The organism is Brevibacillus sp. NRRL NRS-603, assembly GCF_003013445.1.
Lineage (GTDB): Bacteria > Bacillota > Bacilli > Brevibacillales > Brevibacillaceae > Brevibacillus > Brevibacillus formosus.
Map to the genome: position 1 here is coordinate 21,204 of NZ_PXZN01000071.1, position 14,671 is coordinate 35,874.

Here is a 14,671-nt window from a genome sequence, read left to right on the forward strand (position 1 = left end):
CCTTTTCTTTCCTATATTGCCTATCTTACATAAATACGCGATAGCCAAGCAGAATAACCAGCACCAATACGACAATACAGCCGATGAAGAAGCCGATGCTGCCTTCTTGTCGCTTTGCTTTGCCCAAGGACACTTCCATCAAACCGAAGGCGATAACCGCGATGATGCCTTTCACGTAGTAATAGAAATCTGTTGCGTGACCCACGAAAAGCATCCAAGCTCCCGATACAAGAATGATGACCATCATGAGTCTGAGCAGCATATGTACGATCTTGCCTGCTTTTGCTTTGCCCACGCGATACAGGATGTAGGCAACGATCAAGAGCACGAATGCGACTTCCCAGCTACCCACATGCGCTTCAATTAACGCTTTGTACGGCAAAAAATTCAACCCCTTTACTCCTAAATTCAATCTTGTCCATTATACCAGAAGCAGGGAAAAAATGCTGATGTCCCAATGCGTGGCAGTATTGTGACCAGGCTTTTTTGGAGGATGAAAAAAGGCTGCCTGTGGTCGGCAACCTCCTTTTTCTAGCAAACGATCCTATCGCAGTAAAAACCCGTCTTTCAGCGGGTCCGCAGGGTCAACGACAAATTGATGCAGACCTGTAATAAACGCCTTGCCTTCTATGCTCGGGATGACAGCCGGATAGCTCCCCACCTGCGTGGTTGCTACTACCTTGCCGATAAACTGGCTCCCGACAATTCCTTCATGGACAAACGATTCTCCAAGAGCCAGCTTGCCTCGCGCATGCAAGGTGGCTACACGAGCCGCAGTACCTGTACCGCATGGTGAGCGATCGATCTGCTTATCGGCGAAAATCGTCACGTTTCGCAGGTCTGATCCTTCCACTCTCGGCTTATCTGAGATAATCACCCCGTAAATACCTTTAAGCTCTGGCTCCAACGGATGAACGACCTCCATTTTCGCCTCGATTTGTTCCTTGATTCGCTTGCCCCACTCTTGCAGCTCGGCCAATTGTTCAATACCCACCTGAACCCTGATATCTTCCGCCTGTACGACTGCATAGAATGCTCCGCCAAAAGAAATGTCCACCGAAAAAGTACGTCCTCCCCACTCAATGGGAACGTCTTGTGCCAAAACAAAGGAGGGGACATTTTCAAACGAGACGGAATGGACCAGTGATTCTTCCACAGTGGCGTGTGCAATGATTCTTCCTGCCGGACTGTCAATCACAATACGCTCTGTTGGATCTTTCAGCCGAAGTATTCCAGTCTCAATGGCAGCCGTCACAACCGCAATGATTCCATGCCCGCACATTGTACTGTAGCCCTCGTTATGCATGAACAGCACTCCAAATGCCGCATCTGTGCTGACAGGCTCTGTCATGACACAGCCGTACATCCCATGATGCCCACGCGGCTCATACATGAGTACCCGCCGGATATGGTCCAGCTCCTCCCGAAAGTAACGCCGCTTTTCCAGAATCGTCTTGCCCGCGAGCGGTGGGATACCGCCTGTTATGATGCGCAGCGGCTCCCCTCCGGTATGGGCCTCGATCGTCGTAAACAACTGATTGATGTGCATGACATCCTCACCTTTTTATGCGATTGGCGAAAAGCTTGATGAATCACCACGCGTATTTGATCGCGCAAGTCTTCGTCGTACTGTAGAAATCAAGCGCCGCCTGACCCTGCTCCCGTGTATGTGAGCTGGACAGCTTCATGCCGCCAAATGGAGCCTGGTATTCCACACCTGCCGTCTCCTGATTGACCCGAACCATCCCCGCCTGCGCCACATCCAAAAAGCGATGGGCACTCGCCAAATCTCGGGTAAACAGCGAAGCGCTCAGTCCGTATACAGACTGATTGCACAGCTCCACCGCCTCGTCAAAACCGTCTGCTGTCAAAAGCACAGCCAATGGTCCGAACACTTCCTCCTGAACGAGGCGATGATTGGCAGCGACACCCTCGACAATTTGGGGACGGATGTAATAGCCTTGCTCTTCTTTTGCATATGATGGGCTTTGGGCAATGACTGTCGCTTCATCGTTAGCCAATGCGATGAACTTCCCAACCATCTCATACTGTGCAGCCGAGGCAACAGGACCCAAATACGCTTCCAGATCGCTGGCATCTCCTACCCGACACGTCTCCATAGCTGATTGCAGTCGCTCGACAAGTGGCTGGTAGATCGCCTTCTCTACAATGATCCTGCTCGTAGCCGTACATTTTTGACCAGCCGATCGAAACGCGCCGCTGAGCAAAATCGGAACCGTTTTGTCCAGATCAGCATCAGCCAAAACGACTGCTGCATTTTTTCCGCCCATTTCCGTTTGATATTTTATATTGCGACTCGCGCACGCGATGGCAATCTGTCTGCCTGTTTCCGATGAGCCAGTGAAGCTGACTGCATCGACTTCGGCTTCATTCGTGAGTGTATGACCGATCTCCCGGCCCTTGCCGATCACCAGATTCAGCACACCCGCAGGTAGCTTTGTTTCCGCAAATATTTCAGCTAGTCGTGTCGCCGTGAGTGAACCATTTTCTGCTGGCTTCCAGATGACCGTGTTCCCGCAAATAAGGGCAGGGGCGATCTTCCAGATGGGGATCGCAACGGGGAAGTTCCATGGTGTGATGATTGCCACGACTCCGAGCGGGACACGACGGCTGTATTGCAGAACGTTTGTATCTGAAGAAGGAATCAGGTTGCCGTTGGAACGCATCCCTTCTCCGGCATAATAACGCAACAGACTGACCCCGCGCGCCACTTCTCCGCGCATCTCGCCAAGCTGCTTGCCCATCTCCCGGCTTGCCAGCTGTGCCAAGCTGTCTGCATTTGCCTCTAAGGCGGCAGCCATTTGAAACAGGATTTCGCCACGAACCGCACCCGTTTGTTTTGCCCAGCCGATTTGTGCCGCACGCGCTGCCTCTTCAGCGGCAAAAACATGTGACCGGTCAGACAGATGCAGAACACCGACTTCTTCCGTGATACGCGACGGGTTTTTGACCGTTAGTTCCTTCCCTGACGGCGTGATCCATTCGCTGCCAATCCAGTTTTTGCTATGCATCCTGCCCGTCCCCCTTATCGTCCACTTGCAGCGCCGACAGCGTAGTCAAACGCCTTTTTAATGCCTGCGTAGTATTCTTCAGTCAGCGGCAGACGCGGCGGACGAGTCGGTCCTACTGGGAAATTCGCCAGCTCCATCATGTATTTGATCGATTGTACCAGCTGTGGACTCGCATCATAGTGGAACAGTGGCAACAAGCGACGATAAAGCGCTTGTGCTTCGGCGAGTTTGCCTGCCCGTGCCAAACGGAACAGCTCTACTCCTTCTTTTGGCAGCGCATTCGGCACACCCGAAATCCAGCCTGTTGCCCCGATCAAGCCGCCCTCCATGACGAGATCGTCTACACCGACCATGACTTCCAAGTCCGTCTGGGCGAGAATGTCCTGCATGCGGCGCACGTCACCGGAGAACTCTTTCACAGCGACGATATTTTCAAACTTCGCCAGTCTTGCCAATATGTCCGGCGTCAGGTCGATTTTGTAGTCGTGCGGATTGTTATAGGCAATAATCGGCAGCCCGACAGTGTTCAGTGCCTCGTAGTGGGCAAACACTTCATTTTCCAATGGCTTGTAGTTAATCGGGGGCAAGGCCATCACGCCTGCTGCTCCCGCATCCTTGGAGAATTGCACCCATTCCACTGCTTGACGGGTAGACGGAGCAGCAGAGCCTACGACCACAGGGACCCGACCTTTTGCGGCAGCGATCACGGTATGAATGACTTTTGCCCGCTCTTCTCCGGTCATTGTCGCGTATTCTCCCAGCGAACCGGATGGAACCAGTCCGTCTACGCCCTCCTGAATCAACCAGTCACACAATTCTGCCAAACGGTTGTAATCCACCTCATAATCATTTGTAAATGGCGTGACAATCGCCACGTACACTCCTTCAAATCTTGCCATTTTCATTCTCCTCTCCCATTTGGGTTTTGTTTTAATGATCAGTTGCGGCTGGGATGAGCAAAAAGCCATTCGCCAGCTCGTCTTCCGGATTGTAAAAAATCGTATGCTTGCCCAACAGCCAGGCCGAGCCTGCAATTCGGGTGATGACAGCAGGCAGCCCCCCCTCCTCCGTCACCTGCAGCACTCTTCCTGTAAACAGAGAACCGACAATGCTCTCATGCACAAACGGTTCGTCTATTCCAATCTCCCCTTTGGCAAACAAGGTCGCCAGCTTGGCGGAAGTGCCCGTTCCACAAGGTGATCGGTCTATTCCACCCGGTGGTACGACGACGGTATTTTTCACATCCGCTCCCGGATTGTCAGGGGCCGTATAGAACTCCACATGGGTCAGCCCGCGAATAAACGGCTTCTCTGGATGAACGATCTCCATGGCCTGATTAATCGCTTTTCGAATCGTGACGGCCGTATCGACAATGGTGGATGCATTCGCGGGTATCAGTTCGAGATGGAGCTTGCGTGCATCCGTGATGGCATAAAAGTTTCCACCGTAGGCAATATCGCAGGTCACCGCTCCAATCCCTTCTACTTCTACAGTCACATCTTGCTGATAGAGAAAGGCTGGAATGTTCACAAACGATACTTCCTTGGCTTTTCCTCCCTCCACCTGTATGTCTACCTCAACCAATCCTGCTGGCGTATCGAGCGTAAGCTTTGTCACCGGCTCAGTTACGTGGATCATGCCTGTCTCCACCAGCGCGGTACATAAACCGATCGTATCGTGGCCGCACATCGGCAAGTATCCGCCCGTCTCGATATAGATAACCCCTATATCTGCATCCGGATGACACGGATCAACAATCAAGGCTCCAGACATCACATCATGCCCGCGCGGCTCATACATCAAAAGCGTGCGAATCCAGTCGTACTCGGCCTTCATCAGGAGCATTTTTTCTCCCATCGTGGCTCCGGTAAGCTTTGGCAGACCACTGATTACCGTACGGGTAGGATTTCCCCCGGTATGCGTGTCAATAGTGGTAAACACCCTCGTTGCTTTCATGGATGCAACACTCCTTTTTAGTAAACCGGTCCAAACGCAGCGGCTCTGTCGGAATGATGGTGTCTGTCTGATCGACTAGCATCTCGGACACCAGCTTGCCTGTGACGGCAGCCAGACTGATTCCATCTCCTTCATGACCAGCCGCGATAAAGTAACCGGGAACTTCCTCTACGCGAGAAATAATCGGCAAGTGATCCTCTGTCCACGGGCGCAAACCGCAATAGGTGCGGATTATGGCAAAGTCGGCGATCTTCGGATAAAAGCGCAGTGCTCTTCTCGCCATGCACCTGACGACATTCAGATCAATCTGCGTATCGAACCCGACAAACTGACGACTGGAGCCAATCAAAAAGTTCTGGCTTTCTGTCGGTTCAAATACGAGCGCGACTCCGTACTTCTCTGTCTCCTCGTCTACTTGTCGCACTCCGCCAAACTTCGAGATGAGATAGCCGAATTCCATCACCTTTCGCACACCGACAGGCATCTGTCTCGAGGCGACGATCAAATGCCCTTTGCGCGGAACGATCGGAATGTCCACCCCGACCATTTGGCCAATGACTGGTGCCCACACCCCCGCGGCGTTGACGACCTGCTTGGCTGTCATGCTGCCTGTACCAAGCCCGATGTGAAACGTTCCCGTCGCCTGATCACGTCTGAGCGACTTGACCTCTGTACGGCGAATGATCCTCGCTCCATGCTTTTTCGCGCCTTCAAACAGGGCAAAGGTCAGCATGTACGGATTGACGGTAGAATCGGTGGCGCACTCCAAGCCTCCCAGCAAATCGTGGGCAAAGTAGGGCGACTCCTGCCGAATATCCGACCGGTCTAGCATCCGAAACGGCAGTCCAGCTTCTTTTTGCCGTCGCACCCATTCATGAGCGGCTTCCATCTCAGCCTCTGATTCGCAGACGAGAATGCTCCCCGGTGCCCGATATTCAAACGTATGGTCCAGCTCCCGGCTAAGCTGATCAACGAGCATCTGGCTTTTCAGGGACATCTGGCTGTCAAAGCCGGGGTCCTTGTCGATCGCCAAAATATTCCCGTCACAGCGCGAGGACGTCCCTGATGCCAGCTCGCCTTTTTCCAGGACAACGACATCCAATCCAGCCTTCGCAGCGTAATACGCAATCGCCGCGCCGATGATGCCACCCCCGATTACCGCAATCTGCGCATGGGTTTGTACTGTCATGCTGATTCTCCTCTAATGCGTATTCTGCTACTCTCTTCCTTCTTTTGTTTTTTGCAAAAGCCATGCCAATCGTTCCAAGAGAGATTCTCTAAATATTTCGTCTAAATTCTTTGACAACTCAAAGAGCGAATGTATAATAAATGAGAAAATGTTCAAAATTTTATACACTTGAACAACCTCTTTTAAAAGGGATGATCGGGTTGAATCACAAACTTCCTGCCTTAACCGAGTTGATACAGACAAACATACGAATTTTCAACGATCAAGAGCTTCTCCCTCCTTATTTGGACGAAACCGTTCCTGTATTTGCCCTGCGTCAAACCAGCTGGCATGTCGCCGATTCCTCCCATTTAACCGCCAATTTGACGATCGATTGCACAAAAGCCCCTTGGGAACCAGCTGCTGTGACGACACTGGATTCAACATTGGCCGACGCCATCCACCTGCTAGCTACTCACAACTATCTCCTGATCGAAAAACTGCCTGGAGTCCCTGTCGGCTACCTTCATCGAGGCGCAGTCATACAAGCCATTTTTTCCTCGTATGAGATCTTGGAAGCGTATTTCGAGACGATGATTAAGACCATGGATGCTTCTATTTCCGTCATCGATGAAAAAGCGCGTGTGATGGTTTGGACAGAAGGCGCTGAACGAATCTTTTCCCTGAAAGCAAAAGAAACGATTGGTCGCCCGATTACCGAATTCTTCCCGCTCGAAATGCTTGAAACACTCAAATCGCTCCAAAGCGGACAGTCTCTCTACCGTCATCAGCATCAGCCGCGAGAGGATCTTGTCGTGCTCATCAATACGAATCCGATCTATTTGCATGACAAAATCATTGGTGCTGTTGCGGCGGAAACCGATATCACGAGCCAAGTCCGACTGAACCAGGAGCTGTTGAACGCCAATAAAAAAGTGAATCACTTGCAGCAGGAAATGGCGAAGCTCAGTCCAACACCCGATCCATTTGCACAGATCAAGGGAACGAGTCTCCCCATTCGCCATATCCAGTCCATGATCCAAAAGCTCAGCGCTACACAAGCAACCGTCTTGATAACAGGGGAAAGCGGCGTCGGCAAGGAGCTTTTCGCCAAAGCCGTGCATGATGTGCGGGAAGGCTCCAATGCGCCCTTTATCGCCATCAACTGCGGTGCCATTTCACCTACTTTGTTTGAAAGCGAGCTGTTCGGGTACGAGAAAGGTGCCTTTTCTGGTGCGGATCAAAAAGGGAAAAAAGGAATGATTGAGCTGGCACGTGGAGGAACGCTGTTTCTCGACGAGGTCGGAGAAATGCCGCTCGATATGCAAGTGAAGCTGCTTCGCGTGCTTCAAGAGAAAAAGTATTATTCGGTCGGAGGGACAAAGCAGATTGAGGCGGACTTCCGCGTGGTTGCTGCCACGAATAAAAATTTGGAGGAGTTAGTGAAGGAAGGGAAATTTCGCCAAGACCTGTTCTATCGGCTCAATGTCGTGACGCTGAAAATTCCTCCACTTCGAGAACGCATTGAAGATACAATTGAACTCGCCCACTTTTTTCTCTATGAATTCTCTTTACGTTACAACCGTCCCATCCATGCCATCTCGCAAAATGTGATGCAAAACCTGCTGCAATACGACTGGCCAGGCAACATTCGCGAGCTGCGAAATGCCATTGAACGATTGGTGGTATTTGCGACAGACGGCATTATCAAAGAAGAAGATTTGCCGTATTCCTTGCAAGGTCAGACGAAACAGGTACCGATTGAGCTCCCGCCTGATCTCTTTTCCTTGCAAGAGGAAATCGAGGCACACGAGCGCCGTGTCATATTGCGCGCCATCGAGCTGGAAAACGGCAACAAGCAAGCCGCCGCGAAAAGACTCGGCATATCGCGAGCCACTCTGTATAACAAATTGGGGAAGTAAAAAACGTTGTCCTTTAGCGGTTGTGCATGGGGAAGCCCTGCCACATGTTTTCCAGTCGCCTGTATCCTCTCTTCGTTCGGGCGGTCTCCTTCCAAACATGTAACAGGGCTTTCGAGCTGTTAGGTATTCTTCCAGCTTTCAAACCGTTTTTGCGGCTCGTCAAGGTGGCTTTTCTGTACTAGCTGATCATCTTGAGTGATCGAAACATGATCGTGTAGCATTTTTGCTTCATTTTGAAGACTAAATGATCGCGAGTTGTTCATCTTCCTTCTTGGATCGACTTGCAATCATGTTTTACAAAAGCCGCGTAAGAAGAAGCGGATTTCCAGTCCAAGCGCCTCTGGAGCCCGCCCCAGCGTAGGAATGAATGGCGGGGAATTTCAGCTTCACTTATGGAATACCTCTTCGAAACTTCTACGCTTGAAGCGCTCCCGCCATTCATTCCGGAGTGGACAGTATCCACCCCTTGCGGGGCGTAGGCCGAAGCGTAGACTGGAAATCCGCTTCTTCCCTCCACTACAGCCGCTTTTTACATAAAAACACACGCCAACGCAAACAAAAATCAGGAAACCTTCGCCCCTCTTTAGGCGGCAACACCTCAGACAAAATACGGATCAATTCCATGGTTGATTCCTCCTTTGTCCTCTGGCACGTAAGCATTGCACGCGTCCTACGCACCCAAATACACCTTGACGATCGAATCATCGGCCCTGAGAACGTCTGCATCTCCAGTAGATGATCCTTGATTGGCACATCGCCGCGACTATCACGCTTCTCCATTTTTCATAGCCCATCCCCATTCGAATATCATTCGATTGATGCCCATTTCCAGTCGATTGCTCCTAGACCATCCTGGAAAACTCCTTTTACCTTGTCATTCCTCACCCATGTATGCGTATAGAAGTAGATCGGCATAATCGGCATTTCGTCCATCATGATTTGCTCGGCTTCACGCAAAATCGCCTTGCGCTTTTCCGGATCACTCTCGGTGGCGGACTGATTCAGCAGCTCTTTGAATCTCGGATTCTCCCAGCGAGTATCATTGTTTCCTCCGTCCTTTTCCTTGAACAGCTCCAGGAAGTTGATCGGATCGTTGAAGTCACCCGACCAGCCGAGACGCCCGACCTGGTAGTTGCCCTCGTGCATGGTCTCGAGGTACACCTTCCATTCCTGATTTTCCAGCTTCACATCTGCACCAAGGTTTTGGCGCCATTGGTCCTGAATCGCTTCTGCGATTTTTTTATGCCCTTCCGACGTGTTGTAGCTGAGCTTGATCGGCGGCAGTTTAGAGATGCCCAGCTCTTTCATTCCTTCTTCTAACAGCTTTTTAGCCGTTTCTTGATCATTGTCTTTGAAATAACCGCCCGTATTGAGTCCCATTGTCGGAGGAACTGCTGCCATCGCTGGCTGCTGATTTGCTTGGAGTACGTTGTCGATCAAAATTTGACGGTTAATGGCATAGGCAAAAGCTTTACGAATCTTCACGTTATTGAACGGAGGTTGCTCTGTATTGAACTTATACCAGTAGGTAGCACCGACAGGCTTCACTTGCAGCTTTCCGCTGTCTTTAAGAGCTGGCATCGCATCTGTTGGCAGCGAGCTTAACGGACTGCCTGCCCAATCAATCTCGCCGTTTTCGAACATCGACAGCTCTGTGTTTTCATCCTCCACCATCGAGAACTCAATCTTGTCCAGCTTGACACTATCTTTGTCCCAATAGTTGTCGTTTTTCACGAGTACCATTTTGCTTTTGTGTTCCCAAGACTCCATTTTGAAAGGACCATTTCCTACATGTGTTTTAGCCTCTCCAGCCCATTTTTCATCGGACTCGACTACTTTTTTATTTACCGGGAAATAAGTTTGGAAGGCGGTTAGCTCCAGAAAAAACGGGGTTGGATTCGTCAACTCTACTTGCAGAGTCTTGTCGTCCAATGCTTTTACGCCGACATCATCCAAGCTGCCATTTCCTTTGTTGGCCTTCTCCGCATTCTTGATGTAATAGAGCTGGTAGGCGTAATTGGACGCTGTCTTCGGATCGAGAGCACGCTTCCACGCGTATTCGAAATCGTGGGCTGTTACCGATTCTCCGTTGCTCCATTTGGAGTCTCTCAGCTTGAAGGTGTATATTTTCATATCACTCGATACTTCAATCTTCTCGGCTACTGCTTCCTCTGGCTTGCCCGAAGGCCCGATGCGTGTCAGCCCATCAAAAACTGCTTTGACGATGGCAGCAGAAGTCGTGTCTTCCGCAAGTCCAGGATCACCTGTAGGTGGTTCAGAGTGAAGATTCCAGCGGAGGACTTGTGTTTTTGCTGGTTCTTTAGCCGTGGTGGCAGGTGCTTGCTGTGTGCTCGACTGACTACTCTGTGCTGCTGGCTGTCCTCCTCCACATCCTGCCAACGATAATCCCATGACTACTAGGCTACTCATTACTGCAAACATACTTTTTTTCATTGACTCAACCCCCATTATTCAGTCGTCATGCATTTGTTTTCGGAATTATCAGAATGCAAAAGATGTGCCAAAAATGAATGCGTCGGTGGCTTCGCTCTTGCGTTGGTTGTTGTAAATTTTTTTGTACACTGTATACCTTGTCGTGTTTCAAATCTTAGACACCGCAGTTAGACAAAAAAGCCTCAGCCCACTTACTCGGCCAAGACTTTTGATTCTCGATTTACAAAATGATCAATTCACGCGGTGAATGTGTCAGCACCTCATTGCCACTCTCTGTGACAACCAAATCGTCTTCGATACGGACCCCACCAAGCACCGGGATATAAATCCCCGGCTCCACGGTCAAAATCATGCCTTCTTGGAGAACAGCGGTGCAGCGTGTGGACATAAATGGCTCTTCATGAATATCGAGGCCCACTCCATGCCCCATCCCATGTCCAAATCGCTCGCCATAGCCGTGCTCCGTGATGTAGTCCCGTGCGAAGGCGTCTGCCTCTTTCCCGGTAATGCCGGGACGAATGCCTGCAACAGCCCGATTGCGTGCTTCCAAAACGATCTCGTAGATGGCTTTGAGCTGTTCATCAGGCATGCCGACAGCAACCGTACGGGTAATATCTGAGCGATACCCTTGGTACAATGCACCGAAGTCCATCGTGACCATTTCGCCCGCTTCAATCGTTTTTTCACTCGCCACGCCATGAGGAAGCGCGGAACGATAGCCAGAAGCAACAATGATGTCAAAAGCAGAGCCCGACGCCCCTTTCTTTCGCATGAACATTTCCAATTCGTTAGACACTGCGAGCTCTGTGATACCAGGACGCAGGAAGGATGTAATATGAGAAAATGCCGCATCAGCGATTTGCGCAGCCGTTCGGATGATCGCCAGTTCTTCCTTTGTCTTCATCATCCGTAATCCCTCAATGACACCTGACGTCGGAATGAATGCTGTTTGGACGGCCTCGCTGTATTTGCGATGCAATGCAAACGAGACATTCTCCTCTTCAAAGCCGAGATGGTTGATCCCCATCGCTTCCGCCTGGCGCGCTACTTCGCTGTAAACGGATTCTTTTGTCGGCAAATAAACGATCTCAAAGCCTGTTGCTTGTGCTTGCGCTTGAGATGTGTAACGGAAATCTGTAAAGAGCTTGGCCTGGTCCCTTGAAATGAGGACAACTCCGTATGTACCTGTAAAGTTTGTGAGGTATCGACGGTTTTGTCCATTGGTGATCAACATCCCGTCAATCCCAAGCGAATCGAATTGCGCACGCAGTCTTGCTACCTTTTCCATCTCTGTCATCCCTCTTTTGTTTGTTGAGATTGGGCTGTTTCTTTAAGAATATTCAGCAAGTATTGTGCCAGCTAGGACGTTCTCACTCGCTTTCCCATGGCACGACACTTGCATTTTTTCATCAAGTAAGAATGAAAGGAGGCTTCATCATGGAATCGCATCCACTGATTATCTGCCGTTGTGAAGAAGTAACTCTCGCTGAATTGGTAGAGACCGCCCAAACCTACCAATGTACCGCACGCGAGCTCAAGCTACGGACCAGAGCCGGCATGGGCTGCTGCGGTGGGAGAACCTGCCGTACATTGATCGATCAGGTCATTCAGCAAGTAACTGGTCAAGCGCCTTCTCATACTGTACCTCTTGGATACCAACCACCTATCCGTCCCGTCTCATTTCAAACGCTTGGGGGGCAACGGGCATGAGTCAACGAATTGATCGCCATCCGGTCCTCGGTTCAATCGGTGACAGAAAGCAGCTTCCTTTTTATTATAACGGCTCTGTCTATACAGCTTACGAAGGCGAGACGATTGCGGGAGCTCTTTTAGCCGCAGGGGTCCGTACACTTCGGGTGCATGAGGAAAAAGGAACACCGCGAGGAATTTACTGCAATATCGGTCACTGCTATGAATGCAGAGTGCATGTAGACGGTGTCCCTACTGTGCGTGCTTGTATGACGCTTGTGCAGGAAGGCATGCAAGTGAATGCTGGTTCTGTCCTTCCTACTCCCTTGAAGAAAGGAGGGCATGGTGCATGATCGACCTTATCATCATCGGGGCTGGACCCGCGGGCTTATCCGCAGCAATTGCAAGTGCAAGGCAGGGATTGGCTGTTCATGTAATCGATGAGTTCTATCGCCCTGGGGGCCGCTTGCTTGGACAGCTTCACGAAGAACCGGACGGTGTGTGGTGGAATGGACTAGATGAGGCTGCTCGTCTCACGCAAGAAGCGATAGGGCTTGGCGTAGAGATCCGTTGCGGCGTTTCCGTCTTCCATTTGACCCCATCTCAAAATGGCTGGATTGTTTCTACCACAGTGGGGGAAATGATAGCCCCGTTGCTCCTGATTGCTACGGGGGCTTCTGAAGCAGCCGTGCCTGTGCCAGGGTGGACGTTACCTGGCGTGATGTCCATCGGAGCTGCTCAAGTCATGACGAACGTGCAGCGCGTGCGAGTAGGACAACGCGGAGTCGTCATTGGAATCAATATCTTATCGGTAGCGATATCCAGGGAATTGCAGTTGGCTGGTATTACGGTGGATCGAATGATTCTCCCACCTAGTACGACTGTCAGTGACACTGCGGGGCAACCACAAGCAGTGCTGCAATCTTTATTGCGCGTCGCCCATCTTGCCCCTTCTTTGATGATTCGATGGGGAAGCAAACTGATGAGAAATTCATGGATGCAAAAGCTGTCAATGGCCCTCTACCCCTCAAACGGGTTTTCTATGTGGGATATCCCGATTCAACTTCGAACAGCAGCCCTGGAAATCGTCGGAACCTTTCAAGTCGAGAGTGTTCGTATCGCCCGAGTAGCTGCCGATGGTTCAACCATAGCTGGAACCGAACAAGTCATTCCAGCTGATTTCGTCTGTATCGCTGGCGGATTAAGTCCACTCGCTGAATTGGCAGCGATTGCCGGGTGTCCTTTTGCTTATGTTCCCTCCTTGGGTGGGCATGTCCCCTTACACAATGAAAGCATGCGAACACCAGTCCCCGGACTCTATGTTGCTGGCAACATCACGGGAATTGAAAGCGCCAAAGTGGCAATGGCTCAAGGCACGGTCGCTGGACTTTCTATCGCCAAAGCTCGGGGAAAGCTAACGAATGAACAGCCGTTATCGGATGCCATTCAGCAGGTGAAATTCGTCCGGCAAAACGCAACGATCCAGTTCCATCCAGACATTGTGGCTGGGCGTGCACTGGTGGGGCAAATGACAGCAGAATGGATCGCGCACTAAATTCATTCCTTCAATAGGAAAAGGCAGCCTGTTAATCCTTCACGGCAGGCTGCCTTTGTTTTTCTGCGTCTAGAGTAAGCGTACTGTGAATTTCCTCTGCCTGTTCTCGATAATAAGCAATGAGCTCAGGGTACTCCGCGATTTCTCTCTCTCCTGTCGGAGTGATTGCATACAGCCCGCGTTGCACACGGGTAAACCACCCATAATGATTTTGGATAAGAATCGACGAGGTTTTCTCCCCCGCCCCTTTCCTCTTGAGTAATTTAGGCGATAACGGCCCATACTGCTGAAGCAATGTCGCGATTTGAATGCAGCTCTGCTTGTAGGCCGTCATGAGCTTGGTTTGATAGCTGCCGCCAACATTGTAATCGCCGTATCTTCCCCGCATCTCTTCAATGATGCGGCTTCGCTTTTTTTGATTGAATTGCTTGCTTTTTACCCGATCAAACGGTCCCGGTGAAATATTCACTTCCATGACTGCGGGACCTCTTTTTGGAAAGGACACGAGAATGAGACCGAGCTCTAGACGTCTAACCAAGTAGCATATATCTTGCCATTTTTTCGAAAACAATTTGTATTTGGGCTTCGGGATCGCCATATAAACAAAATCGGTATAGCGTTGTCGCTTTGTTGCCTGGATGAGCAATTCCACACTTAGGTTGCGCTTAAACTCAACAATGATCAGTTCCTCACCCTTGATGGCCGTTAAATCGCAATGCTTGACCTCGCCAAAAACTTCATATCCTTGTGCGACAAAATAATTCCGAATCGGTTCGTACATGTCAGCTTCATATTTTTTCTCTGCTTTCGATTCCATGTGCTCCCCTTCTCTTATAGGAAAAAGAGCCAATCCAGTGGATTGACTCCTCTCTTCGTTATTCCTTCAAAACTGAAT

Annotated in this window: 13 protein-coding genes; 4 read left to right on the top strand and 9 right to left on the bottom strand. The window is 50.6% G+C overall.

What is annotated here, in order from left to right; all coding sequences use genetic code 11:
• Positions 1–25: 25 nt before the first annotated feature.
• From C7R94_RS27740 to C7R94_RS27765, 6 genes are all read right to left on the bottom strand, one after another.
• Positions 26–391, bottom strand: a complete 366-nt coding sequence (locus tag C7R94_RS27740; protein WP_106785803.1) for a YisL family protein — start codon at positions 389–391, stop codon at positions 26–28.
• A 153-nt stretch (positions 392–544) separates the two neighbouring features.
• A complete protein-coding gene (locus C7R94_RS27745; protein WP_106785804.1) occupies positions 545–1,549 on the bottom strand; it encodes a proline racemase family protein in 1,005 nt (334 codons plus the stop codon).
• Between the two features lie 43 nt (positions 1,550–1,592).
• The gene (locus C7R94_RS27750; protein ID WP_106785805.1) at positions 1,593–3,032 is read right to left on the bottom strand and encodes an aldehyde dehydrogenase family protein; all 1,440 of its coding nucleotides are present in this window, start codon (positions 3,030–3,032) and stop codon (positions 1,593–1,595) included.
• Between the two features lie 14 nt (positions 3,033–3,046).
• On the bottom strand, positions 3,047–3,931 hold the full coding sequence (locus C7R94_RS27755) for a dihydrodipicolinate synthase family protein (protein WP_106785806.1): 885 nt from the start codon (positions 3,929–3,931) through the stop codon (positions 3,047–3,049).
• A gap of 31 nt (positions 3,932–3,962) precedes the next feature.
• Positions 3,963–4,988, bottom strand: a complete 1,026-nt coding sequence (locus C7R94_RS27760; protein WP_106785807.1) for a 4-hydroxyproline epimerase — start codon at positions 4,986–4,988, stop codon at positions 3,963–3,965.
• Positions 4,957–6,177 (bottom strand): NAD(P)/FAD-dependent oxidoreductase, encoded by a 1,221-nt coding sequence (locus C7R94_RS27765; RefSeq protein ID WP_106785808.1) that lies wholly within the window; start codon positions 6,175–6,177, stop codon positions 4,957–4,959. The genes C7R94_RS27760 and C7R94_RS27765 overlap by 32 nt, the downstream gene beginning before the upstream one ends.
• Positions 6,178–6,317: 140 nt before the next feature.
• On the opposite strand from C7R94_RS27765, the gene C7R94_RS27770 reads away from it, so the two are divergent.
• Complete coding sequence (locus C7R94_RS27770; RefSeq protein WP_106785809.1) at positions 6,318–8,078, top strand: sigma-54 interaction domain-containing protein; 1,761 nt, start codon at positions 6,318–6,320, stop codon at positions 8,076–8,078.
• Positions 8,079–8,885: 807 nt separating this feature from the next.
• Here the strand turns inward: C7R94_RS27770 and C7R94_RS27780 are convergent.
• Positions 8,886–10,532 (bottom strand): peptide ABC transporter substrate-binding protein, encoded by a 1,647-nt coding sequence (locus tag C7R94_RS27780; RefSeq protein WP_106785811.1) that lies wholly within the window; start codon positions 10,530–10,532, stop codon positions 8,886–8,888.
• 220 nt (positions 10,533–10,752) lie between these two features.
• Entirely contained in the window at positions 10,753–11,820 is a 1,068-nt protein-coding gene (locus C7R94_RS27785; protein WP_106785812.1) for a M24 family metallopeptidase, read from the bottom strand.
• A 149-nt stretch (positions 11,821–11,969) separates the two neighbouring features.
• Between C7R94_RS27785 and C7R94_RS27790 the strand changes: the two genes are divergently transcribed.
• Genes C7R94_RS27790 through C7R94_RS27800 form a run of 3 tightly spaced genes read left to right on the top strand, consistent with a single transcriptional unit; the run spans position 11,970 to position 13,776 of the window.
• Positions 11,970–12,242, top strand: coding sequence for a (2Fe-2S)-binding protein (locus tag C7R94_RS27790; RefSeq protein ID WP_047071309.1), 273 nt, complete (start codon positions 11,970–11,972; stop codon positions 12,240–12,242).
• Positions 12,239–12,574: a (2Fe-2S)-binding protein gene (locus C7R94_RS27795; RefSeq protein WP_106785813.1), complete on the top strand. Its 336-nt coding sequence runs from the start codon at positions 12,239–12,241 to the stop codon at positions 12,572–12,574. Before C7R94_RS27790 ends, C7R94_RS27795 begins: the two co-directional genes overlap by 4 nt.
• Positions 12,571–13,776 carry an NAD(P)/FAD-dependent oxidoreductase gene (locus tag C7R94_RS27800; protein WP_106785814.1) on the top strand — a complete coding sequence of 402 codons (1,206 nt, stop codon included), beginning with the start codon at positions 12,571–12,573 and terminating at the stop codon, positions 13,774–13,776. Before C7R94_RS27795 ends, C7R94_RS27800 begins: the two co-directional genes overlap by 4 nt.
• Positions 13,777–13,807: 31 nt before the next feature.
• Here C7R94_RS27800 and C7R94_RS27805 read toward each other — a convergent pair whose 3' ends face one another.
• A complete protein-coding gene (locus C7R94_RS27805) occupies positions 13,808–14,593 on the bottom strand; it encodes a DUF2161 domain-containing phosphodiesterase (RefSeq protein WP_106785815.1) in 786 nt (261 codons plus the stop codon).
• Positions 14,594–14,671 lie beyond the last annotated feature (78 nt).

Excerpts from the sequence above, each read along its gene's own strand:
- C7R94_RS27745 (WP_106785804.1), bottom strand. The coding sequence starts at position 1,549 with ATGCACATCAATCAGTTGTTTACGACGATCGAGGCCCATACCGGAGGG.
- C7R94_RS27795 (WP_106785813.1), top strand. The coding sequence starts at position 12,239 with ATGAGTCAACGAATTGATCGCCATCCGGTCCTCGGTTCAATCGGTGAC.
- C7R94_RS27780 (WP_106785811.1), bottom strand. The coding sequence starts at position 10,532 with ATGAAAAAAAGTATGTTTGCAGTAATGAGTAGCCTAGTAGTCATGGGA.
- C7R94_RS27800 (WP_106785814.1), top strand. The coding sequence starts at position 12,571 with ATGATCGACCTTATCATCATCGGGGCTGGACCCGCGGGCTTATCCGCA.
- C7R94_RS27765 (WP_106785808.1), bottom strand. The coding sequence starts at position 6,177 with ATGACAGTACAAACCCATGCGCAGATTGCGGTAATCGGGGGTGGCATC.
- C7R94_RS27770 (WP_106785809.1), top strand. The coding sequence starts at position 6,318 with ATGAGAAAATGTTCAAAATTTTATACACTTGAACAACCTCTTTTAAAA.
- C7R94_RS27785 (WP_106785812.1), bottom strand. The coding sequence starts at position 11,820 with ATGGAAAAGGTAGCAAGACTGCGTGCGCAATTCGATTCGCTTGGGATT.
- C7R94_RS27790 (WP_047071309.1), top strand. The coding sequence starts at position 11,970 with ATGGAATCGCATCCACTGATTATCTGCCGTTGTGAAGAAGTAACTCTC.
- C7R94_RS27805 (WP_106785815.1), bottom strand. The coding sequence starts at position 14,593 with ATGGAATCGAAAGCAGAGAAAAAATATGAAGCTGACATGTACGAACCG.
- C7R94_RS27755 (WP_106785806.1), bottom strand. The coding sequence starts at position 3,931 with ATGGCAAGATTTGAAGGAGTGTACGTGGCGATTGTCACGCCATTTACA.
- C7R94_RS27750 (WP_106785805.1), bottom strand. The coding sequence starts at position 3,032 with ATGCATAGCAAAAACTGGATTGGCAGCGAATGGATCACGCCGTCAGGG.
- C7R94_RS27760 (WP_106785807.1), bottom strand. The coding sequence starts at position 4,988 with ATGAAAGCAACGAGGGTGTTTACCACTATTGACACGCATACCGGGGGA.